This is a genomic window from Amycolatopsis sp. NBC_00348, assembly GCF_036114655.1.
GTDB lineage: Bacteria > Actinomycetota > Actinomycetes > Mycobacteriales > Pseudonocardiaceae > Amycolatopsis.
In genome coordinates this window covers 4,126,761-4,147,549 of the sequence record NZ_CP107994.1, presented here as the reverse complement: position 1 = coordinate 4,147,549, position 20,789 = coordinate 4,126,761, and the positions used below count along the sequence as shown (strand labels likewise).

The window sequence follows — 20,789 nt, the reverse complement described above, 5'->3', positions numbered from 1 at the left end:
CGGAAGAGCCCGGAACCGGCTCGGTGAAGGGACGCGGCGGCGAGGGCGAGGCGGGGAATTCCGGACAGCATGCAGTGCTCCAGGAAACTGTGGCGGCGGGAACGAGGCCGAGTACAGCTCCCGGTGATCGGCTCGGTCAAGCGTGCGCGACGCATTTGGGAATCGCACCGAGCGCGACCCGGCCGGCTTGGACCTCGTCACAGTGCGAGCCCGGTGGGGCGCGACCGGCGGATCCTGGGCAGGGATCCGCCGGCCGGCCGGCGCCCCCAGCGCCGGGTGTGACCCACGTCGTCAGGTGGTCCCCCGCCGCCCCCCGCGACCGGAACCCGTACCCAGTGGTGCCCCACAAAGGAAACATCGGCAGCCGGCCGGCCCGACTTGACTGGGAGTGTGGGCAGAGAACTGAACCGTCCATTGTGGCCGAGCACAGCGGGTGGTTTGGAGGCTCGACAGTTTTCGCGTCGCCGGACGGGATGATCTCCAGATTTCGGCCGGCCGGGTGGCTCGGCCGGTCGGTACCGCCTAGTTTCGGCTGCGAGCGGTGTCCTGCGTGATCGGAGTGCGAATCGATGGGAACGTTCCTCCGGTGAGCCTCGGCGATGGTCTGGGGCCCCTTTCCCCTCACAACCAGCAAAAGGCCGCGCAGGCGCTGCGGTCCCACGTCACGGCGATCACGGGCGCCGTGGTCGCCGAGATCCGGCGGCGGGCACCCGAGTGCGGCGACGGCACGGTTCTGCGCGAGGCCGCCGGTGCGATCGTCACGAACTACGTGGACCGGATCGAGAACCCGCAAGCCAGCCGGCTCGATCTGCTCGAGCAGCACCAGTTGTTCGGAGCCGCGGAACTCCACCGCGGCCGTCCGATCGAGCGGCTCCAGGCCTACTACCGGCTGGGCGGACGGGCGGCGTGGCAGCGGATCGTCCGGATCGGGGTGGAGCAGTCCTTCGCCGCCGCGGTCGTGTCTCACCTCGCGGAGGAACTCTTCACGCTCGTGGACGACCTCGCCTGCGCGGCCATCGACGGTTACCAGGACGCGGTGGCCACGACCAACGACACCCTGACCGTCTGGCGCCGGAAGCTGCTGCACCTCGTGCTCTCGTCGCCGCAGGCGTCGCGCCACGCGATGCTCGAGATGGCGCGGCTGGTGCGGTTCGACGTCTCCGGCGAGCTGACCCCGGTGGTCGTCCGGCTCGGTGGCTCCAAGCCGCACCTGTGGGAGCTGGACGGCACGTTGGTGGAGAGCGCGCACGGCTGGGCGCGGGTCTTGACGCCCGGGCCCGTGGACGACCGCTGGGAGGCTGCCCTGAGGACGGCGTTCCCGGAAGCCACCGTCGTCATCGGGCCGGCGGGTTCCGCCGAGGCCGCCCCCGAGGGCGAGCGGATCGCGCGCGAGGTGCTCGCCCTGGCCCGGCGCGGGAGGATCGAGGCACCGTCGTTCTTCCGGGCCGAGGAGCACCTTGCCGAGCTGTTGCTGCACAGCGACCGCGCGGTACTCGACCGGTTGGCGGCGAAGGCCCTGCGGCCCCTGAAGAAGCTGGCCGAGCCGGAACGGCGGCAGATGCTGGAGACGCTGGGGTCCTGGCTGGACGAGCAAGGATCCGTCGAAGGTATGGTGGCCCGCCTGAACGTCCACCCGCACACCGTCCGGTACCGGCTGCGCCGGCTCGAGGACGTGCTGGGTGACCAGCTGCGCGAACCGCGGGACCGGTTCGCGCTGCACCTCGTGGTGCGGTCCGGGGGAGTGCTGGGCTGACGTGTCACAAGGATCCGGTGTGAATTTCGGGGATGGATTCCGCTCTTGAGCTCTCCTCGTCCGCCCCGAGACGAAGGAGCGCTGGTGCGTGACGGCCGCCCGCTGCGTCGAGGGTCGTGAACCGGGTGGGCTGACGGTCGTCGCCGGGCGGCAGCGACCCGACGGCACGAGTGGACGCTACACCGAAATGGCGAACTACCTGACGCGGCTTCCGCTCACCGGTGGACCGTGAACCAGCGGCCGCGGCGCCTGGACGCGGTGAGGAAAGCCCGTCCGGTCGCGCTCAGCCCGGGCAGCGACGGCCGGCGCGTGCTCGCCTCGGCCGCATCGAGCCGGCTGCCGCGGTAGAGCAGGGCACGGTCGCGCCGCCGGATGGACCACTCGGCGGCGTCCGCTTCCAGACGTTGCCGTTTCACCAGGTGCTCGCGGTCGCCGTCGAGCCAGCCGCGGAGCCGGGGCCAGCCGGTCAGCACCGAGTCGTGCGTGACTTCGGCCGCGCCGGCGTCGACGGTCACCAGCCGCGCCGCGATCAGGGAACGCAGCGCCGCCGGGTCCGTTCCCTGCTCGGCGAGCACGGCACGGGCGACGCGGGCCCGCGTGTCGTCGCCCGTTTCGCTGACCCTGATCAGTGCCGGCAGCGTGGTGCGGATCCCGTTGCGCACCAAGGGTTCGGACGCGGTCCAGGTCTGCTCCGCGAGTGCCGCGACGAGGCCGTGGACACCGCCGCTCGCGTGGTACCCGGCCAGGGTGAGCAGGGTGCCGTCGCGATTCTCCCAGGTCGCGCGCAACGCCAGCGACAGGAAGGGCAGCGCACCGGCGACCGGGCCGCGCGTCGCACCCGGCCCCGCGCCGAGGTCGCGCAGGACCACTTCGGCCAGTCCGGGTTCGAGGTCGAGGCCCGCGGACGCCGCCGGTCCGGTGACGGCTTCGCGAAGTTCCTTCTCGTTCATCGGTTGCAGGTCCAGCGGACCGTCCCGCAAGGACGCGGCCAGGCCGGCGTGGCCGGACACCTCCGCCGTGAAGTCGGCTCTCAGTCCGATGAGGACGGTGGCGGGCAGGGCCGCGAGCCGGTCGAAGGCCCGGCCGCGTTCTCGTTCGTCGGGCCAGCCGGTGAAGAACTCTTCGAACTGGTCGAGGACGACCAGCCGGCGGTCGTGGCCCGGTGCCTGCGCGAGTTCGCCGGCCAGCCGGGAAACCAGCACGGCGGGACGGTCCGAGGGCGTGGCCGTCACGACCGACCACCGTGCTGCCGTGGAGGACGGCGCCCGGAGTGCCGGGAGAATCCCGGCGGCGATCAACGAGGACTTTCCGCTCCCCGACGCGCCGGTGAGCGCGACGATCCCGGAGCCGGCCCGCTCGAGGCGTGCCAGCAGGTCCGCCGCGGCTTGACGCCGTCCGAAGAACCACGCGGAATCGGCCGGGGTGTACGCGGCGAGCCCCGGGTAGGGACACATCCCGGCGGTCGCCGACCGGGGTTGCGGTCCGGCGGGACTCTCGAGGGCGGCTTCCCACCAGGCGCGCCACCGCTCCGGCGAGTACAGGCCGCCGGCCGGGGGCGGGCTCGTGGTGAGCCGGGCCTGCTTGAACAGGACGTCGAGAACGGCGGCGAAGACGGCGAAGCGTGCCGGAACGTTGCGCCCGCGGCGCCAATCGCTGATCCGCTGGATGGAAACGTGGACGACCTGGCCGCGTTCGTCGACGCGACGGCTCCGGCGCACGGCGGTCACCACGTCCGCCATCCGCGGGCTTCCCGCAGCGGCGTACAGCAGGGCGAAACGGGCGGAAAAGGCCGCACGGGGGGAAGACTCGTCGCTGGGGTCGATCACTGGATGTGCTTCTTCTCCGGGATGGGCGCCGGGGCGGCGAGGTGGACGCTTTCGCCGCGGAAGTGGGGCCCGCATTCCGAAACGGTTCCGGAATACGGGCCCCGTTGCCGCCCGCCGAGTCGGGGGTTCCGGTGAGCGGCACGGCTTGACCGCACCGTCAGTGTAATAACGGGCAGCCCGGAATCGGCGGCTCCGTTTGCTGGATGTTCGCCAATTCCTCGGATGGTCGTTTGGGGTCTGTCATGAGCATTTCGACGGCAGATGTCACATTCGTGGTCGGTCCCGGGCGCCGCTTTCCGCGCGATGGGCCGCGAGCGCCGCCGTGATCCGGTGCAGGGCCGTCGGCTGCGACAGGTCGACGCCGGTGATCTCCGAGATCCGCCGAAGCCGGTAGTCGACCGTGTTGGGGTGGATGTGCAGCTGCGTCGCGGTCCGGCGGCGGTTGTTCTCCTGCCCGGTGTAGACGGTCAGGGTTTCGATCAGGTCGGGGTACGCGGTGAGGGCGTTCACCAGGGAGGCGAGCTGCGCACGAGCCTCGCCGGGGCGTGTCATCTGGTATTCGACCAAGACGTCTTCGAGCCGGTACAGCCCGGCCGGGAGGTCGAACCAGCGCAGGACGTCGAGTATCTCCGCGGTCTGGATGACCGCTTCGGCGACCTCCTCGGGCCGGACGACCGCCGCCGCGGCCGTGATCGTGATCCCGACAGCCTTTTCCGCGTCCCGCAGCCCCTCGCGCCACCGTCGCCAGTCGACCGGGGTCCGGGCCGGAACGAGGACGATCCCGCCCGCCGCACCCAGCGAGCTCAGCACGTGGTCGCCGCCGGTCGGGGCCAGGGCGGCGAGCACTCGCCGGGTCAGCTTCCGCGAGTCGCCCGGCGGAGCGGCCGGTTCCGCGGCCGGCCCGAACGACAGGTGGAGCATGACGTACTGCGGCACCAGGGCGAAACCCCGCACCTGGGCCACGGACCCCGCGGCACCGTGGGTGAGGATCGTCAGCAGGGTCCCGTGCTCATCCTGCTCTTTGCGCTCGCGGGCCCGGAGCGCCGCGACGTAGTGCCGGATCAGCACCTCGACCGTGGCCCGGGTATGTGCCAGCAGCCGAGTCCTCAGCGTGAGCACCGCAGGTACGCCGGTGGACAGGGCGTGGTGGACGACCTCCGTGCCGCGGAGGTGGGCGGTCACCAGCTCGTCGAGCGGAACGCCCTCGTCGACCGCGCGGGCGGTGGCTTCGGCGATGGCGTTTTCGTCCGGTTCGGCGTCGGTCGCCAGTGATCGCAGCTGGCTGCGCACCGCCGCGACGGTTTCCGGTGACGCCGGTTGGCCGCCGGGCTGGCCGAAGTCCCGCAACGTGCGGCGCGTGTGGGCGAGCGCCTCAGTCGAAAGGGTGATGCTGTCGTGGTGTTCGCCACAGATTTCTGGGAATTGTTCGGAACCGGGGATGCGGCCGGGCACGGCTCTCCTCGTCGTGAATTGCGAAATAAGTCCGGAGTCGCCGCCGTCGGGAAACTGGGCGCGGTCGGCGGCAACGGTTATTCCACCCCCGGAACCCGGGACCGGACCACCGGTGCGAGGTGGTCCGCTCCCGAACGGCCAGGTGAGGTTGCCGGGACGGCCTTCCGGACCGGTTCCGGACCGGAACGGCCGGTGCTCACCGCCCTCGTGGCGCCCGGGTTCCGCTGTGCCCGTGTGACAATTCCGGTGCAGTGAGGTGTTCGATCCGGAGTATCACCCACCGGTGGTGTGGCCGGCGCCCGCCAACAGGGCCAGTTCGAGCTCGAGACGTCCCGTCGACTCGGACATCCGTGTCCCGTAGAGGCGCTGAAGCTGACGCACTCGGTAGCGCACGGTCTGCGGGTGGATCGCCAGCCGCACGGCCATTTCGGGGACGTCACCGCGAAGGTCCAGCCAGGCGTGGAGGGTCTCGAGCTGACGGTGTACCTGGCGTTCGGTGAGGTTGCGCATCGGCCGGAGCAGCCGGGTCCGCAAGTAGGCCCCGAGCGCTTGGTCGGCGCGGACGACCAGACCGGGGAGGTGCTCGTCGGCCACGACCACGGGCTCGTCGCGCAGTTCGAGTGCGTGGTAGGTCCAGCGCATCGCGGAACCGAGCAGGTCGAGCGGCACCGCGGGACCGATCGCCAGCCGCGTCCCGGGCAGGGCGGCGAGAATGGTCCGGATCCGTTCGGGGCCGGCTTCGCCCGGGACGACCAGGCGTGGCCGGACGATGTCGAGTTCCGCGAGGATGTCGGACGGTGGCGGAGGTGTGGCAAAGGAGACGTCACCCGTGATCGCGATGGGGGTGGCCACGTCGGGAACGGGCCACGCCGCGCGCGCGGCGAACACGGCGATGATCTCCGGTGGCGTGGACGGCTCGTCGAGCAGCACGCGGAGCAGCCGCCGCCGACGGCTTTCCGGGGACTCACTGGCTTCGCGGTACCCGCCGACGGCCGAGGTCACCAGCTCGTCGGACAGGCTCAGGGTCAGGTCGGCCAGGTGTGCGAACACGGTCGCCGGGAACTCCGCTTGGCGGCCGGCCCGCATGACCCACCGCCAGGCGAAGCGAGTGCCGACCCGGTAAGCGGCCTGCAGGGAGTCGAGCCCGTGCCCGGCCTCGCGCTCGTGGCGACCGATCCGCAGGTGCAGTTCGCAGGCGCGATGGCCGGACACGTCCGGTTCGGTGATGCGGTCGAGGAAGAGCTGGACGGCTTCCTCGGCCGCGTGCCGGATCGCTCGCCCCGTCGGTCCGTCTGCCGGCCCCGAGTAGGCGGGGACGTGGGCGCGGACAGCGTCGGCCAGCTGCCGTGCCAGTTCGGACGCTCCCGGCCGGAGGCGTTCGGCGACGGCCGGCGGGAGCGGCGGTGTTCCGGAGCCCGCCGTGCCGACGGGACCCTGGTCCCGGCCGGGATGGTCGGGTTGCACTTCGGAATGGTCTGGTTCCACCAAGCAATCGTCGTCGCGGGGCGGGCCGCACGGCGACTGGACAGTTTCCAGAATGCGAGCCGGAGAACCGTTGTCGGCCACTAGACCCGTGCCCGGGAAACCGAGGTGAAATGTGCCGCAGCACCGGTTCGGGGTCGACGCCCTGGGACCGCGGGCCGAACGCGCCCGGCCGGGCCGGGCTCCACATCCGCCAGCCGAGGTTCGGAGGGCCGTGTCCTGCTGGGATCCAGGCGCCGACGCGTCACGAACTCGGCAGCCTGATCTTTCCGCGGGCTCGGTCCTCGTGTCGAGACCAACGCCAGAGTGCACTCATCGCCAGAAACGCCCTCGGCGGGTGGCCCAGAGCGTGCGGTCGGGCCGTCCTGGGTCGTAGCGGACGTGAAGCTGGTCTCCGTTGCGCAGCTCAGGATCCCGGGGAAGGTCGGAGAGAAGCGCGCCGGCTTCCTGTCCGGCAGCCGTGATGAACCGGACTTTCACGTTGTAGCCACCGCGGAGCTTGACGACCTCCGTGACTGTGGTCAGCACCAACGGCCGCTGCGCCCAGGCATGCCGGAGTCTGCGTCAGCTCTGCCAGACCGCTCGGCGACGCTTAGTGTTACCTCCGGAACCCGGGCTTCGGTGCCCACGCATGCTCGACCACCCGCGACGCTGAGCGCATCGAACCGAAGGAGCACCACATGGACGAGAACCTGCTTGACGAGCGGGACGCCACGCGGCGGGTGGACGACGTCACCACCGCGCTGGAGCGGCTGGCCGGCACCTTCGAGGAAGAGGCGGAGGAACTGTCCGCGGTGCTGCAGCGCGTGTGCCAGCAGGTCGTGCACGCCGTGCCGGACGCGGAAATGGCCAGCATCACCCTGCTGCGCGACGGCGACCCCTACACGGCCACAGCCACCGGGGACAGCGCGCACCGCATCGACCAAGCCCAGTACAAGACCGGGCAGGGCCCCTGCCTGGACGCCGCCCGGACCGGCGAGCTCCAGCGGGTCGAAGTGGCCGAGGCGGCGCGGCAGTGGCCCGAGTTCGCTGCCGCCGCGGCCGAGTCCGAGGTGCTCGGCTACCTGTCCGCGCCGTTGTTCGTCGACCGCGAGTACCACGGTTCGCTCAACCTCTACGACACCGGCGGCAACAGCTTCAGCGCGCTCGACGCGGCACTGCTGGAGCTGTACACCACTGCCGCCGAAGCCGCGCTGCGCAGCGCCCGACGGCACCAGACCGCCCGCGAGACCACCGCGCAGCTGTCCGAGGCGCTGACCTCCCGGGCCGTGATCGACCAGGCGAAGGGCATTCTGATGGCTCTGCACCGCATCCCGGCCGACGACGCCTTCGCCCTGCTCGTCAAGACATCGCAGGAGCAGAACGTGAAGCTCCGCGAGGTCGCCCAGGACTTCGTCACCACGGCGCTGGCCGCTCCGAGCCGCACCTGAGCGGACTGGTCGCGCGACGACGGCATTCCGCCACACGACAGGACGATCGCCACTGCGTTTCGACCGAAGAGTCCACTGTGGACACGACTCGGCTCGGGTTTCGCACCGGTCGGGCGCGACAGTACTTCTGGAAGTCGGTGCACCGCCGCCGTGTCCCGCGCAGCAGGGCCACTCTCCGAAACCGGTAGGTCACAATCGGGTGCGGTCCGGCGACGAGCCGGGACTCGATCACGGAAACGTCGGTAAAGGCGCGTAGGGTCCGTCGTGGAGAGGTTCAACAGCCAGCTTCTCAGTCCGCCGTATGCGGCGCCGGCCTTGACTCACGGGTCGCCTGCACGGAAATGGCCTGTCCTTCTGGAGCTGACTGCCGTCATGACCTTTTCGTCTTCACCGCCTGCCCCCGGGAACCCCGCGTTCAGCATCGACACCATCGACCGCGGTGAGGTGGTGGTCATCCACGCGCGCGGCGAGCTGGACCTGGCCGCCGACCCGCTGCTCGGCGCGACCCTGGCCTTGGCCGACGCCGCGGCCAAACCCGTGGTGGTCGACCTGACCGAGGTGACGTTCTGCGGTTCGTGCGTGCTCGGGCAACTGCTGGCCGCCGGGCGGCGGATCACCGGCGACGGCCGGCAGATGCTGGTGGCCACCAGCCAGTACATGGTCCTGCGACCGTTGACCCTGCTGCAGCTGGACCGCGACATCACGATCGTGCCGGACGTCGAGACCGCCCTGCGCCGGCTCACCCGGTCACCGATCGCCGCGGTTGATCCGGCAACGGATACGACGGCCTCAGCCGGCTAGGCGGTGGTCTCGGCAGGAGAAGTCTCATGAGACGTGACGATGGCGCCGGCTCGCTGCTGAACCGGCGCCATCACCGAATCTCCGCCAAGCACGGCGGGGGACTCAGAACCGCGAATACCCCGCTCACGCGATCTTGAACACGGATCAACGGTCCGCGCGATTCGCTCTAGGCCATGGGGGTCCAGCGGACGATCACCACACCGATGTCGTCGGGCAGCGCTGAACCGTGGTGGTCCGCGACCGCGTCGGTGATCTTGCGCGCGATCTCCGGGGCCGGTGCGTCCGCATGGCGATCCACCAGCCGCTGGACACCTTCGGTGCCGAACGGGGTCCCGGATGGGTCCTGCGTTTCCAGCGTGCCCCGGCAGCACACGGCGAACAGCTCGCCGGGCCGGAGCCGCACCTGTCCGGTTTCCTGGCCCGCTCTCGGCCTGGGCAGCACACCGCGGTGGACGACGACGGGCGCCCGGCTCCCGGCGGCGAGCCACCGCAGGTCTCCGGTGTGCAGGTCGAGCTCGGCCACGAGCTCATTGACCGCCGGCGTGTCCGGGTGCTCGCCGAGGATCCCGGCGATCGCCGTGTGCTGCGCGGCCAGCGAGGCACCGTCGCGCCGCGCGGAGCGGTACGCGGAGAGCGCGGTGACGACGGCGAGGCTCGGAGCCCCGCCTCGCGCCCCGGTGTCGAACAGGGCCAGTTGCGCCCGGTGCTCGGCCAGGGAGTAGTCGAAGGCCGTGCCGGACAGCTCGTAGGCGGGCCGCATGCTGGCGCCGACGACGACGGCGTCGGTCGCCCCGGTCAACGGCGGCAGGGCGTGCCAGAGCAGCTCGGCCGGCGAACCGCGGTGGTGCCGGCGGCGCTGGACGTCCAGCCCGTCGCCGTACTGCGTCACGCTGGTCACGAGGTGACCGATGAGCGTCGCCAGCCACTGGCACTGCTGGCGCAGCACCGGGTCGTCCGGATCGGTGCCGTCGGTGGACGTGACCTCGAGGACGCCGAGCCGTTCGACGCCGTCGAGCAGAACCGTCCACAGCACAGGCGCGCCTTCGCCGCGAGTCACGGCCGAGCCCGCCCGCCGGAAGACGTCGCCGGCGGTGGTGGTCTCGATGTCGAGGCCGGGCGAGGTGGCCGGCAGGAGCGGGACCAGCACGTTCTGGTCGTAGTCGGCCAGGTGGACCTCGACCCGGAGGTTGAGCGCGCCGGCGGCGGCGGTCACCGCGGCCGGCAGCCGCTCCGGCGGCGCCCGGTGGGCCCCTTCGAGCAGGTCGACAAGAGCCCGAAGCGGACCACGCAGGGGCTTCGCGGGCTGCGTCGGGCGGCTGTAGGGGGCTCGTTTCGGTCCGCTGAGCTCGTCGAGGCGTTCGTTGACGGCGTGCGCCAGCATGTCGCGATCGATGCGGGGCAGCGGCGCCAGACCGTGGAGGTAGGCGTCCACCTCCAGCATGTTCTGGCCGCCACCCAGCGCGAAGTACCGTGCCCACAGCTGCTCGAGCGTCAGCTCGCACCGCCGGAAACAGGCCGTGAGCAGCTCCTGCTGTTCCTGTTCGGGGAGCGGGGTCATCGGCGGAGCTCCTGCGGCTCCGAGCTTGCGGAGAGGATGCCGACGGCGGTGTCGGCCGGCGTCCGCCCCTCGGTCCGCGCGAGCGACAGCAGCCGTTCGGCGGCGGCTTGCTCGCTGAGTGCTTCACGCGCCATGAGGAACCCGCGGGCCATCGTGACGGTGTCCCGTTCGCGCAGCACCCGCTTGAATTCCTCGCTGGAATCGCCGGCTCGGTCGTAGACGCGGGCCTGGGCCACGAGGGCTTCGGCCTTGGTGGCGAGCGTCGTCAGAGCGTGTTCGTCGGACGGGCCGAAGGCGCTGGGCTCGGCGGCGTAGACCTTGACGGCGCCGAGGCAGCCGTCTCCGGTCAGCAGCGGGACAGTGAGCACGGAGTGCAACCCCGCTTCGGCGGCCGCGGCGCACCAGCGGGGCCAGCGCCGGTCGGTGGCGGTGTCGTCGATCCGGACCGGGGCGCCCTCGGCCAACGCCGTGAGGCAGGGGCCCTCCCCGAAGGCGTATTGCCGTTCGTCGGCCTCGTGCACACCGGCGCCGGACGCGGCCGTCGTGGCCGGAGTGCCGTCCTCGGCGAGCAGCGTCACCCCGGCACCCGCCGCCCGCGGGAGGGACGTGCCGGCCAGCGTGACGATCAAGTCGAGCACGGAGTTCACGGTCTCGCGCGAAAGCAGCAGCCCGGACAGACGCGCGGCGACTCCGGCGACTTCGCGGTCGAGCGGCAACGGGGCCGGCACGGTCATTCCCGACATGATCCCGGAATACCACCGATGCGCCTGGGCAAACGTGCCCGGACCTTTGGGTTCGGCGGAAGTGGGTACCCGTGGGTGCTCGCTGGTCATGATCATTGGGGAGGGCCCATGGAACGACCGGACCCGACCCGGACGGTCGCACCGCTGCTGGACGACGTCACCGGGGCGCTGGAGTCGCTGACCGCCATCCTGAGCCGGGAAGACGACTTTCGCGTGGTGCTGAGGCACGTGTGCCTGCAGGTGGTGCACGCGGTCCCGGGCGTCGACGAGGCGAGCGTCACACTTTCGCACGGCACCCGGCCGTACACGTCGGCCTCCACGAGCGAGCGCGTCACGGCCCTTGACGAGGACCAGTACCGGATCGGCACGGGTCCGTGCCTGGACGCGATGCGCAGCGGGAAACTGGTCCGCACGACGGTGTCCGGCGCGGCCGAACGCTGGCCGGACTTCACCCGGGGCGCCTTGGCCGCCGGTTTCGGCAGTTTTCTCGCTGCCCCGCTCGTGGCCGACGAGCAGTTCTCGGGCGCCATCAACTGCTACGGGCAGCAGGACGACGGGTTCGCCGACATCGACGCGCAGCTGCTGGAGCTCTACACCGCGGCGGTGGAGGCGGTGCTGCGCGTCTACCACCGCTACCTGGATGCCCGGGAGACGGCCGGGCACCTGCAGCTGGCCCTCACTTCCCGATCGGTCATCGACCAGGCCAAGGGCATGCTGATGGCGATCCAGAAGGTCGACGCCGAAGCCGCGTTCACCGTGCTCGTCGAGGAGTCGCAGCGGCAGAACGTGAAGCTGCGGGAAGTGGCCGAACAGGTGGTGAAGCGCGTCCTGGGATCGTGACGTTCGTGACCAGTCGTCCGTGAAGTCCACTGTGGACTCGGACGGGCCTGATCGGCGCGGGTCACGAGGACGGCTTCCTGCCGCGTGTAGCCGAGTTCGGCGGCCGCGGCGAAGATCTTTGCTGCTCTTCGGCCAGGATGTCCTCGGCGCGGGCCAGGAAGTCGTCGATCGCGCGTAACCGGGCCGCGGTGCGCCGTTCCGCCTCGGCGGCCCGCTCCCGCACGGCCGCTAAGCCCTCCGATGGCACCACTGTGGAGTGGGGTGGCTCGAGGAACAAGCTCTCGTAGCGATCATCCTGCGCCGTGGGGCGAAGCTGGGGCCGGAATTGCCGGGCGAGAGGATGGCTGAACAGTGAACTGTCCACGTGTGAGCAGCAATGGTCGACAAGACTGCCGCCACGCACCGAGAAGTGCCGGACTCCGATCGGTGTCAGGCAGGCGGAAGACTTGGCCGGCGCCGGGCCTGGAGCGCGCACAGGCAGGTGTCACGACGCGGTCCGGCACCGGCTGCGTGCTGCGTGCCGAGTCGGTCGAACGCCGGGGTTCAGTCCCCGGTGCGGAGTTCGGTGTTGCGGCGCTGGGCTTCGTGGAGCTGGTCTTCGAGGGTGACGATGCGGCACGCGGCGTCGATGGCGGTGCCCTGATCGACCAGTTCCCGCACCCGGGCGGCCAGGCGCAGCTGGCGCTGGGAGTAGCGGCGGTGCCCGCCGGTGGAGCGTTGCGGGGTGATCAGCCCGGCTTCGCCCAGGCTGCGCAGGAAGCCTTGGGTGGTGCCGAGGATGTCGGCGGCCCGGCCCATGGTGTAGGCGGGGTAGTGCTCGTCGTCGAACTTGGCGGCCTCGCTGGGCGTGGCCGGTCCTTCTTGATCAGGAATCATTCCACCTCCACATCACTGCCTCCACATCACAAAGGACCCCGGGTGCCGCGAACGGCACCCGGGGTCCTCAAGGGTTGGTTTCACCATTGTCAACCGGCGCGACCGCCGGCTTCCTGCACCCGCGTCCGGCGGAAAGCCGGATCGTGCGGGGATCGCTTACTCGTGACCGAGCACCACCTCCGAACTCGATGGGACTGCGGCACCCGCGCGGCGCTACACAGCCGCTGCGGGCGATCCAATGATGGTTCCGTTCCCTTCTTTCCTGAGTGTTTCTCTTGCTGGGTACTGCGCCTGCTGCGGACGTCAACGACGGGAACCCTTTCACTGATCGGTCCCGGCACGCTTGACTCCGCTGGTCACTGCCCGGAGCCCCGTTCACCGATCGGCTCCGGCCACCTGACCGGTCCTGCACTTGCTCCAACGACTACTACTGCCGATCTTCGCGAGCGCTACGTCTGCCCGCTGGTCACCAGTCGGAACCTGTCCGTTGATCGGCTCCGTCCTGCCTGACCGTCTTGTCTCACTTCGCGGGTAGTTGCGTCATCTCCCGCGCCTGCTTGACGTTGTCTCTCTCGGTATGAGCAGAACACTACGCACGCCTGCCGTTGAATGTCTACTCCGTCCGGCATAGATTTTCTGGGTGCAGTCGGACGGGTGACGAGAGAAGGGACAGGTGACCGTGAGTGACGAGGTCACGCCGAAGCCTTGACGCGGTTGCTGGAGCGGGGACGGCGGGAGCGGTGTGCGTCGCTCGCCGGCCGGCTCTACGGTCGTCTCGGCGCCTGAGCACCTGACCCGCGCGGATCACACCGACAAAGAATTCGTCACCGCGGCGGAACGTTGCCGTCGGCGTCCCGCGGGTGCCGAGCGCCCGCTCGGTACCTGATCGCTCAGGCGTTCCCGAAACACGGAAGGGATCAAAACGCGTCACGGTCATGGTCCGGTCCCATTCCGGCCGGACCGCCCCGCCGGGAGCGCCCGATCCGAACCGATTTCGCGTTGGTGCTCACCGCTCGCGTACGTCCGGCAGGAGGAAATTTCCGGGGCCTTGTAGACCCGGCAGAACGGATGCCGCGGGCGTAAGGTGCGCAACACCAGGTCGGTGCCGGGGAGGCCGGAAATGACGCCTGAGGGCGATGCGGTCTCCCGGGGCCAGGAAGCCAGAACGGACAGCTGGTGGCGTGCCCAGCTGTCGAATCTTTACGGCATCTTCGCGATTTCGATGATGATGTTCGACGGCCGCGAAGCGGCGGACATCATGCGGCTCGCCGCGACCTCGGTGCCGTCGCTGAGCGGCTGCACGACCGATGCGGCGTACCTCGTCGACGAGGACGGCGCGGTCACTCCGCAGGACGGTGCGGAGGAGGCTCATCCCGACCTCGCCGCGGAAGTCGGCAAGCTCGACGGGCAGAGCGGGCGGATCGAGCTGGCCGACGGCCACTGGCGCTGGTGCTACGCGCTGCGCGGGCTGCGCGGCCTGGCGGGCAACCTCGTGGTCCGGGCCGAGCAACCCCCCTCGCGTGACGAATTCTTCCTGCTCAGCTCGCTCTGCCAGCAGACCGCCGCGGCGCTGACCAACTCCGCGTCGTTCATGCGGGAGCGGCGGCAGGCGGTGGTGCAGCGGGAGCTCAACGACCAGCTGTCCACGTCGGTGGAGCAGCTCAAGCAGCAGACGCTGGTGCACGACGTGCTGTCCACCATCTCGGCTTCCGGGGCCGGTGAGTCGGGCATCGCGCACGCGTTGCACCAGCTGACCGCGCTGCCGGTGGCGATCGAGGACGGGTTCGGCAACCTGCGCGCGTGGGCCGGTCCCGGCCGGCCGGATCCGTACCCGAAGGTCGGCGTGCGCCGGCGTGACGAGCTGATCCGGCACCTCTCGACCCTGCCCGAAGCGGTCCGTGTGAAGGACCGGCTCATCTCGCTGGTGCGGCCACGGCATGACGTGCTCGGCGTGCTCGCCCTGATCGACCCCGCGCGGACCGCCGGCGCGTACGAGGTGTTCGCTCTCGAGTACGGCTCGACCGTGCTGGCGCTGGAACTCTCGCACCAGCGCAGCCTGGCGGAGGCCGAGCTGCGTTTGCGCCGCGACCTCGTGGACGACCTCATCGCCGGAACCGAAGACGGGAGCGTGTACGCCCGCGCCGAGGCGATCGGGCACGATCTGCGCCGACCGCACCACCTGGTCGTGCTGCGGTGGTCCGGCGACTTCGCCGAGGACGTGGTCGTCGAGGCGACGGGACGCGCCGTGACGACGCTCGGGCTCGCCTCGCTCGTGTCGCGCCACTCGGGCGCGGTCGTGCTGCTGGTCGCCGGGCAACTGGACGGTGCGGCGCTGTACGCCTCGCTCTCGGAAAAGCTCGGGGCCGAGGGGGCGATCGGCATCGGCAGCCGCTGCGACACCCCGGGGCGGTTGCCCAAGTCCTACGCGGAAGCGGTGCGTGCGCTCGAGATCCGGCGCAGCTCGCAGACCTCGAGCGGATTCACCAGGTTCGAGCAACTGGGGATCTACCGCATCCTCGACACCGGGCAGAACCACGGCGAAGTCGTCGAGTTCGTCCGGGAGTGGCTCGGGAAACTGCTCGACCACGACACCCAGCGCAACGCCGAGCTGGTCGCCACGCTCGCGCAGTACCTCGAGTGCGGCGGCAACTACGACGACACGGCCGCCGCGCTCACGATCCACCGGAGCACGCTGCGCTACCGGCTCGGCCGGATCCGCGAGATCACGGAGCTCGACCTCAACGATGTGGACAGCAGGCTGAACCTGCACCTCGCCACCCGGATGTGGCAGGTGCTGCGCGGATCGCAGTGACCGGAGGTGGACGATGGACGAGAAGGATCGGACCGATCGCGAGGTGACCCTCGGCGGAGCCGCGCTTGTGCCGGGTGACCACCTCTGCGTCTTCCACCGGGGGAGAGCCGAGCGGGACCGCCTCCTGATCCCGTTCCTCGCCGAGGGCCTGCGAGCGGGGGACGCCGTGCTCTACCTGGCCGCCGAGGGTGAGCGGGAGATCTTCCGCGAACGGCTGGGCCACGCCGGCGACCTCGTGTTGACCGAGCCGGACAGCGGCCACCTCCGAGACGGTGAGTTCGCGCCGGATGCGCTCTTCGCGATGCTGGACGGCTGGTCTCGGCGCAAGCTCGTCACCGGTGACCACCCTTTCGGGCGCATCGTCGGCGACATGAGCTGGGCCGCGCCCCGGCTGAGTTCCGCGCTGATCGACGTGCTCCTCGCCGAAGAGGTCGCGGTCACCGCATGGGGGGAGGACTTCCCGCAGGTGATTCTGTGCTTCTACGATCTGGATTTGTTCGGCGGTGACTTGATCATCCCGATGATCAAGTCGCACCCGAAGGTCTGGATGGCCGGGACGCTCGTCGAAAACCCCTACTACCTCTCAACGACGGAGAACGGGCAGCACCCCGACTCCGAACGGAGGATCCCGTCATGACCGGTTCCCGGAAGTTCGGCACCCCCGGCGTCGTCATCGAGCCGGGGCAGCACATCTGCGCGGTGTACGTGGGCGAGGAAGATCGGGACCGCATCCTCCTGCCCTTCCTGAGCGAAGGCTTGCGTGCCGGCGAAAAGTGCCTGTTCGGCGTGCACGAGGACGAGGTCGCCGGTTTTGTCGACCTGCTCGGCGAGGACGTCGACGACGTCGAGGCGCGCGTCGACTCGGCGCAGCTGGACATCCGGGCCGCGGGGGACGCGCTGCTGTCGCCGGACGACTTCAGCGTGGACCGGATCATCGCGTTCTGGGACGAGGCCGTGTCCGCCGCGATGGCCGCGGGCTACCGGTTCGTCCGGCTCGGCGCGGAGGCGCGCTGGTGGCACCCGCAGCTGCCCGGGTTGACCGAGCTGTTCCGGTACGAGGCCGCGTTGAACGACTTCACCAGCCGCTACCCGCAGGCGATCCTGTGCATGTACGACATTTCGCGGTACCGCGAGAACATCGTGCTCGACCTGCTCAAGACGCACCCGCAGGTGCTGATGTGCGGAGTGCTGTTGGAGAACCCGTACTACTCGCCCCCGGCGACCCTTGTGTAGCCCTCCTTCCGTTGTGTCTCCTGTGAAAGGCGAATCACGATCGGCTTGCTCGGAGTGTAGGCAGGACAGCTCAGGACCGGCACGGCCCGCGTATCCGCCGATCGAGCGGGCCTGCCGTGGCACGCCGGAAGTCCGGCCGTTGCGCGGTATCACCGGCGGTCCGCCGTGGCTACGGTCGGTTCGTGAAGTCATCTGGCAGGTCGCGTCATCGCGGTACCCGTGCTCCGCCGGTTGCGCGTCGAAGACGGTTGTGACGGGTCGTTGTGCCTGTCGGGATCACGATCGAGCTGACCCATCGGCTCGCGAGCACCCTTGTCACCGTGACCGGGGAGCTCGACCTTTCCGGATACGCCTTCCTCCGCGACGGGCTGCTGAAGGTCGCCGCGGACACCCCGCCGTGCCTGATCGCCGACATCAACGGCCTCGTGTTGAGCGAGTACTCGCCGGCGGCGGTGTTCCCGCTGGTCGCGCGGCGCATCGGGGACTGGCCGGGTATCCCGTTCCTCCTGGTCACCCATCAGGGTGTTCAGGTGCGGGCGCTGCACGATCACGGTGTCGACCGGTTCGTGCCGGTCCACCCGGACGTCGAGGCCGCGGAGCGGCAACCCGTGCCGATCCGGCAGTTCGCCCAGCGTGTCCTGTCCCGCTCCGAGGACGCCCCGGTCGTCGCTCGAGCGTTCGTCCGGGAACGAGCGGAGCGGTGGGGAGTACCCGAGCTGGTCTACGACGGCACGCTCGTCGCGACCGAGCTGGTCACCAACGTCATCCAGCACACCACGTTCTGTCCGGAGATCCACCTCGAACTGCGTTCGGGGATGCTGACGATCGCCGTCTCCGACGACAGCCCGCGGCCCGCGGTGCTGCTGGAACGCGCCGGAAGTACCTCGCCAGGGCTCGGTCTGCGCATCGTGGCCGACGCGGCGCGGGTGTGGGGCAGCAGCCCACGCTGGTCCGGAGGCAAGATCGTCTGGGCGGTGCTGGCCACCGGCCGTCGCGACCGGCATGACGGGTAGCTCTCCGGCAGGTTCTCGGGCGCGGCGAGCTGGTGCTTGACCCGGACTTGGTGACCCTGGCCCGCACGGTCGAGATCCGGCAGTGCAACCGTGACTGCTTGCGTGATCACCGGTTGCGCGCGGCGGATTCGCTCCGCACGGGACTCCGAGCCGGGCGGCGGGGGAGGTAGGGCGACAAGGCGAGCATCTCGTGTCGGCTTGCCCCGTCGTGAATGGGCGGACTTGCTCGAAATCCACCTTTCCGTACTGTCGACATCGGCGGTAGGAGGCAGGCGGTGGCTTTCGTGATGAACGTTCGCAGGCACAGCCGCGCGACCACCGAGCTGGACCTGGTGGGCGAGGTACTGGAGGCAGCGTCCGGCCCGCTGCGATCGCAGCTGTCCGACTTGATCGTCGTCGAGGGCGCCGAGGTGCTGCTGATCAGCCTGGCGCAGGTAACCGCGATGAGCAGTGCCGGAGTACATGCGCTGATGTTCGGCTACACCACCGCTGTCGACCACGGCACGTCCTACCGGGTTCGCCACGCTTGTGGCGGAGTCCGTCGCGTGTTGCGGCTTGCCGGCGTACTCGACGTGCTGGCGGACAGCGACGATCTCGGCGCGCTTCTCCTGGCGACGATGGCGCCGCGACCGCGTATCGAGTACTGACGGCGAGACCGCCGGAGCGGTGCAGGGCGGATGCGAGGCGGTGCTCGCGGCTTCCTGCGGACGCGGCTGTCGGCGACCGGTGAGGTGACGGGCGAAGCATGCGTGGCCGGCGAGCGGGACCGGCACGCGGGTGACCGCGCGGTCGCGGACTGGGCGCGGGCGATCCTCGAGGAAGTCCGCGCGGCATGGTCGGCGGCCACGAGGACGTGATCATCGAACCTTGCCGCCGTCGTCCGCTCGGTGCTGGTTTCGTTCTTGGCGTTCCCGTTCACGACGGCTGTAGGTCGCCTTGCGGACGGTCTCCTCGTCCTCGAGGCTCGACCCGAGCGCACCGGCGACGATGCCGACCGAACTGCACAGCCACACCAGGTTCAGGTACGAGCCCATACCGACCGGGTGCCCCAGGGTCTGCGCGAAATAGCCGCTGTCGATCACGACGGCCGCCGCGAGCAGTGCGACCACGTACAGGATCGCGTACATGCACGCCACCCCGATCGCCAGCGTGGCCGCCGTGGACACGTTGTACAGCACGGCCTTGCGTCGCTCGACGCCCACGGAAGGCCGGTCCCACAAGTGGTTGTACACCATCAACCACACCGCCATGATCACCACGGTGACCACCGTGATCCCCGCCAGCCGCAGCGGGGACAGCGCGTCCGCGAGCTTCCAGAACGAACTGGTGATGACGCCGTAGGCGGCGGTGCCGGCCGCCGCCGCGGTGGCGCCCGCCAAGTGCGGGACGAGCTGCCACGGACGGTTGTCCCGCACCATCCCGGCCAGCAGCCGCAGCCGGCCGCGCAGCCCGACCAGAGCCAGGTGGGTCGCGGCGGACTGGTGTTCGCCGGACATCCGCTGCGTCGGGGCCAGCGCCTCACGCAACCGTGCCATCGTCCCTTGGCCGCGCTGGTCCCCGTCGAGCCCGAGCCGCCGCGACACCAGTTGCCGCACCACGCGGACCAGCAACGCCCGGACCCGGCGCCGCACCAGGACGGCGCCGAGCGCGGGCAGCGAGATCATCGCGACGCCGTGCTCCACGTCGACGCCCGCGACGACGGGTTTCGTCCCCGCCCGCCGGGGCAGATCGGTGACCAGGACCAGCACGTCCCAGCCCTGGTCCTGCCGGTGGCGCTCCGACAGCGTGCGCATCGGGATGTCACCGTCTTCGTCCAGCGGCAGCTGGTCCACCTCGTGGTCCACCTGCCACCGCGTCTGTCCGCTGACCCGGGTGGCGAAGATCCCGGGCAGGTCATCGGCGATCGACGCGATCACCTGCGCCGGCAGACCTTCGTCGGCCAGCACTCCTACGACCACCTGGGGTGGGGCGTTCATCTGGCTCACCTCGCTCGTCGAATCTCGTCGGGTTCCCGGGGGGATACCGGCCAAACCACCGGATGGCGTCGAGGGTCAGAGCGGAAGAGCCGGATGCCGGGACGTCGCCACGCGGTAAGCCCGTGCCGGTGGCGTTTCCCGCCGTTCGCGGCGCGCCCGCGCGACCAGCACCAGCAGCCACACCACCCCGATCGCCGCGATCAGGCCCTGGCCCACCCAGGTCAGCGTCGTGTACAGCCCGACCTGGGCGCCGGTCGGCGCGGCCGGCAGGCCACGCACCAGGAGCTCGTACTGCCACGGCTGAGCGGTCAGCAGCAGCGTGAGGTACAGGGAAATCACGGACATCGAGTCCCACAGCGCGTGCAGCAGCGATACGCCCAGGTAGGCGAGTGCGAGCCGGGTGGTGAGGAGGAAGTGGTCGCGGGTGCTCCACGCGAACAGCAGCCCGCCGAGCACGGCGGTCCACAGCCCGTGGCCGACCGGGGCGAGGAGCCCGCGCAGCAGCTCGGTGGTCACCAGGTCCGTCAGGGACAGCCCCTGGGGGGTGAACAGCGCGGTCAGCGCGTACCCGGCCGACTCGAAGGCGGCGAACCCGAACCCGACCGCGGCACCCAGGATCAACCCGTCGCGCAGGGACTTCACGGCCAGGTGCCGGGTCAGCAGGGCGAGCGCGGCCAGCTTGACCGCTTCCTCGATGAGCCCGACGCCGACGTACAGCCACGGCGACGGGTGCAGCAGGTACGTCTCCAGCACCGACGCCCCGAGCACGCCGAGCACCCCGCCGACGACGAACGTGCGGAACACGAGTTCGGTGGTGAGCTCGCCGGAGTCCCGGCGCTCGAACGCCCACGCCACGAACGTCACCGGTACCAGGAAGCTGCCGAGCAGCACCAAGGTGGGGATGAGGTTGGGGTTGCCGGTCAGGTAGGTGACGACCGCGGACAGGATCCACAAGACCAGACCGGCTCCGAACATCCGGAGCCACGTCCGTCGT

20 protein-coding genes are annotated in these 20,789 nt (G+C 70.4%); 11 read left to right on the top strand and 9 right to left on the bottom strand.

What is annotated here, in order from left to right; translation table 11 throughout:
* The first annotated feature begins 586 nt into the window (after positions 1-586).
* Complete coding sequence (locus OHS58_RS17885) at positions 587-1,753, top strand: PucR family transcriptional regulator (RefSeq protein WP_328649086.1); 1,167 nt, start codon at positions 587-589, stop codon at positions 1,751-1,753.
* Positions 1,754-1,841: 88 nt separating this feature from the next.
* A complete protein-coding gene (locus OHS58_RS17880) occupies positions 1,842-1,985 on the top strand; it encodes a hypothetical protein (protein ID WP_328649085.1) in 144 nt (47 codons plus the stop codon).
* On the opposite strand, the gene OHS58_RS17875 is transcribed toward OHS58_RS17880, so the two are convergent.
* From OHS58_RS17875 to OHS58_RS17865, 3 genes are all read right to left on the bottom strand, one after another.
* Positions 1,969-3,492 (bottom strand): nSTAND1 domain-containing NTPase, encoded by a 1,524-nt coding sequence (locus OHS58_RS17875; protein WP_328649084.1) that lies wholly within the window; start codon positions 3,490-3,492, stop codon positions 1,969-1,971. The two genes, OHS58_RS17880 and OHS58_RS17875, sit on opposite strands and share 17 nt — an antisense overlap.
* 351 nt (positions 3,493-3,843) lie before the next feature.
* Positions 3,844-4,869, bottom strand: a complete 1,026-nt coding sequence (locus OHS58_RS17870) for a PucR family transcriptional regulator (RefSeq protein WP_328649083.1) — start codon at positions 4,867-4,869, stop codon at positions 3,844-3,846.
* Between the two features lie 435 nt (positions 4,870-5,304).
* Positions 5,305-6,495: a helix-turn-helix domain-containing protein gene (locus OHS58_RS17865; protein WP_328649082.1), complete on the bottom strand. Its 1,191-nt coding sequence runs from the start codon at positions 6,493-6,495 to the stop codon at positions 5,305-5,307.
* Between the two features lie 698 nt (positions 6,496-7,193).
* On the opposite strand from OHS58_RS17865, the gene OHS58_RS17860 reads away from it, so the two are divergent.
* Both OHS58_RS17860 and OHS58_RS17855 read left to right on the top strand, forming a co-directional pair.
* Positions 7,194-7,943: an ANTAR domain-containing response regulator gene (locus tag OHS58_RS17860; RefSeq protein WP_328649081.1), complete on the top strand. Its 750-nt coding sequence runs from the start codon at positions 7,194-7,196 to the stop codon at positions 7,941-7,943.
* 372 nt (positions 7,944-8,315) lie between these two features.
* On the top strand, positions 8,316-8,744 hold the full coding sequence (locus OHS58_RS17855) for an STAS domain-containing protein (RefSeq protein ID WP_328649080.1): 429 nt from the start codon (positions 8,316-8,318) through the stop codon (positions 8,742-8,744).
* Between the two features lie 166 nt (positions 8,745-8,910).
* Here the strand turns inward: OHS58_RS17855 and OHS58_RS17850 are convergent, their stop codons facing one another.
* Together OHS58_RS17850 and OHS58_RS17845 are read right to left on the bottom strand one after the other, a co-directional pair.
* A complete protein-coding gene (locus tag OHS58_RS17850; RefSeq protein WP_328649079.1) occupies positions 8,911-10,302 on the bottom strand; it encodes a PP2C family protein-serine/threonine phosphatase in 1,392 nt (463 codons plus the stop codon).
* Complete coding sequence (locus tag OHS58_RS17845; RefSeq protein ID WP_328649078.1) at positions 10,299-11,036, bottom strand: GAF and ANTAR domain-containing protein; 738 nt, start codon at positions 11,034-11,036, stop codon at positions 10,299-10,301. Before OHS58_RS17845 ends, OHS58_RS17850 begins: the two co-directional genes overlap by 4 nt.
* A 117-nt stretch (positions 11,037-11,153) precedes the next feature.
* Here OHS58_RS17845 and OHS58_RS17840 point away from each other — a divergent pair, with 117 nt between their 5' ends.
* A complete protein-coding gene (locus OHS58_RS17840) occupies positions 11,154-11,885 on the top strand; it encodes a GAF and ANTAR domain-containing protein (RefSeq protein WP_326954052.1) in 732 nt (243 codons plus the stop codon).
* A 61-nt stretch (positions 11,886-11,946) separates the two neighbouring features.
* Here the strand turns inward: OHS58_RS17840 and OHS58_RS17835 are convergent, their stop codons facing one another.
* Entirely contained in the window at positions 11,947-12,249 is a 303-nt protein-coding gene (locus OHS58_RS17835) for a hypothetical protein (protein ID WP_328649077.1), read from the bottom strand.
* A 179-nt stretch (positions 12,250-12,428) separates the two neighbouring features.
* The gene (locus tag OHS58_RS17830; RefSeq protein ID WP_328649076.1) at positions 12,429-12,761 is read right to left on the bottom strand and encodes a MerR family transcriptional regulator; all 333 of its coding nucleotides are present in this window, start codon (positions 12,759-12,761) and stop codon (positions 12,429-12,431) included.
* 1,120 nt (positions 12,762-13,881) lie between these two features.
* Here OHS58_RS17830 and OHS58_RS17825 point away from each other — a divergent pair.
* The 6 genes from OHS58_RS17825 (at position 13,882) to OHS58_RS17800 (ending at position 18,676) form a co-directional block, all read left to right on the top strand.
* Positions 13,882-15,573 carry a PucR family transcriptional regulator gene (locus OHS58_RS17825; RefSeq protein WP_328649075.1) on the top strand — a complete coding sequence of 564 codons (1,692 nt, stop codon included), beginning with the start codon at positions 13,882-13,884 and terminating at the stop codon, positions 15,571-15,573.
* Between the two features lie 13 nt (positions 15,574-15,586).
* Positions 15,587-16,210 (top strand): MEDS domain-containing protein, encoded by a 624-nt coding sequence (locus OHS58_RS17820; protein ID WP_328649074.1) that lies wholly within the window; start codon positions 15,587-15,589, stop codon positions 16,208-16,210.
* Positions 16,207-16,806, top strand: a complete 600-nt coding sequence (locus tag OHS58_RS17815; RefSeq protein WP_328649073.1) for an MEDS domain-containing protein — start codon at positions 16,207-16,209, stop codon at positions 16,804-16,806. The genes OHS58_RS17820 and OHS58_RS17815 overlap by 4 nt, the downstream gene beginning before the upstream one ends.
* A 320-nt stretch (positions 16,807-17,126) precedes the next feature.
* Positions 17,127-17,819 carry an ATP-binding protein gene (locus OHS58_RS17810; RefSeq protein WP_328649072.1) on the top strand — a complete coding sequence of 231 codons (693 nt, stop codon included), beginning with the start codon at positions 17,127-17,129 and terminating at the stop codon, positions 17,817-17,819.
* 275 nt (positions 17,820-18,094) lie between these two features.
* A complete protein-coding gene (locus OHS58_RS17805; protein WP_328649071.1) occupies positions 18,095-18,466 on the top strand; it encodes an STAS domain-containing protein in 372 nt (123 codons plus the stop codon).
* A 30-nt stretch (positions 18,467-18,496) separates the two neighbouring features.
* Positions 18,497-18,676: a hypothetical protein gene (locus OHS58_RS17800; RefSeq protein ID WP_328649070.1), complete on the top strand. Its 180-nt coding sequence runs from the start codon at positions 18,497-18,499 to the stop codon at positions 18,674-18,676.
* Here the strand turns inward: OHS58_RS17800 and OHS58_RS17795 are convergent, their stop codons facing one another.
* Together OHS58_RS17795 and OHS58_RS17790 are read right to left on the bottom strand one after the other, a co-directional pair.
* Complete coding sequence (locus tag OHS58_RS17795) at positions 18,677-19,795, bottom strand: hypothetical protein (RefSeq protein ID WP_328649069.1); 1,119 nt, start codon at positions 19,793-19,795, stop codon at positions 18,677-18,679. It abuts the gene before it with no gap.
* A gap of 75 nt (positions 19,796-19,870) precedes the next feature.
* Complete coding sequence (locus OHS58_RS17790; protein ID WP_328649068.1) at positions 19,871-20,770, bottom strand: PrsW family glutamic-type intramembrane protease; 900 nt, start codon at positions 20,768-20,770, stop codon at positions 19,871-19,873.
* Between the last annotated feature and the right edge of the window lie 19 nt (positions 20,771-20,789).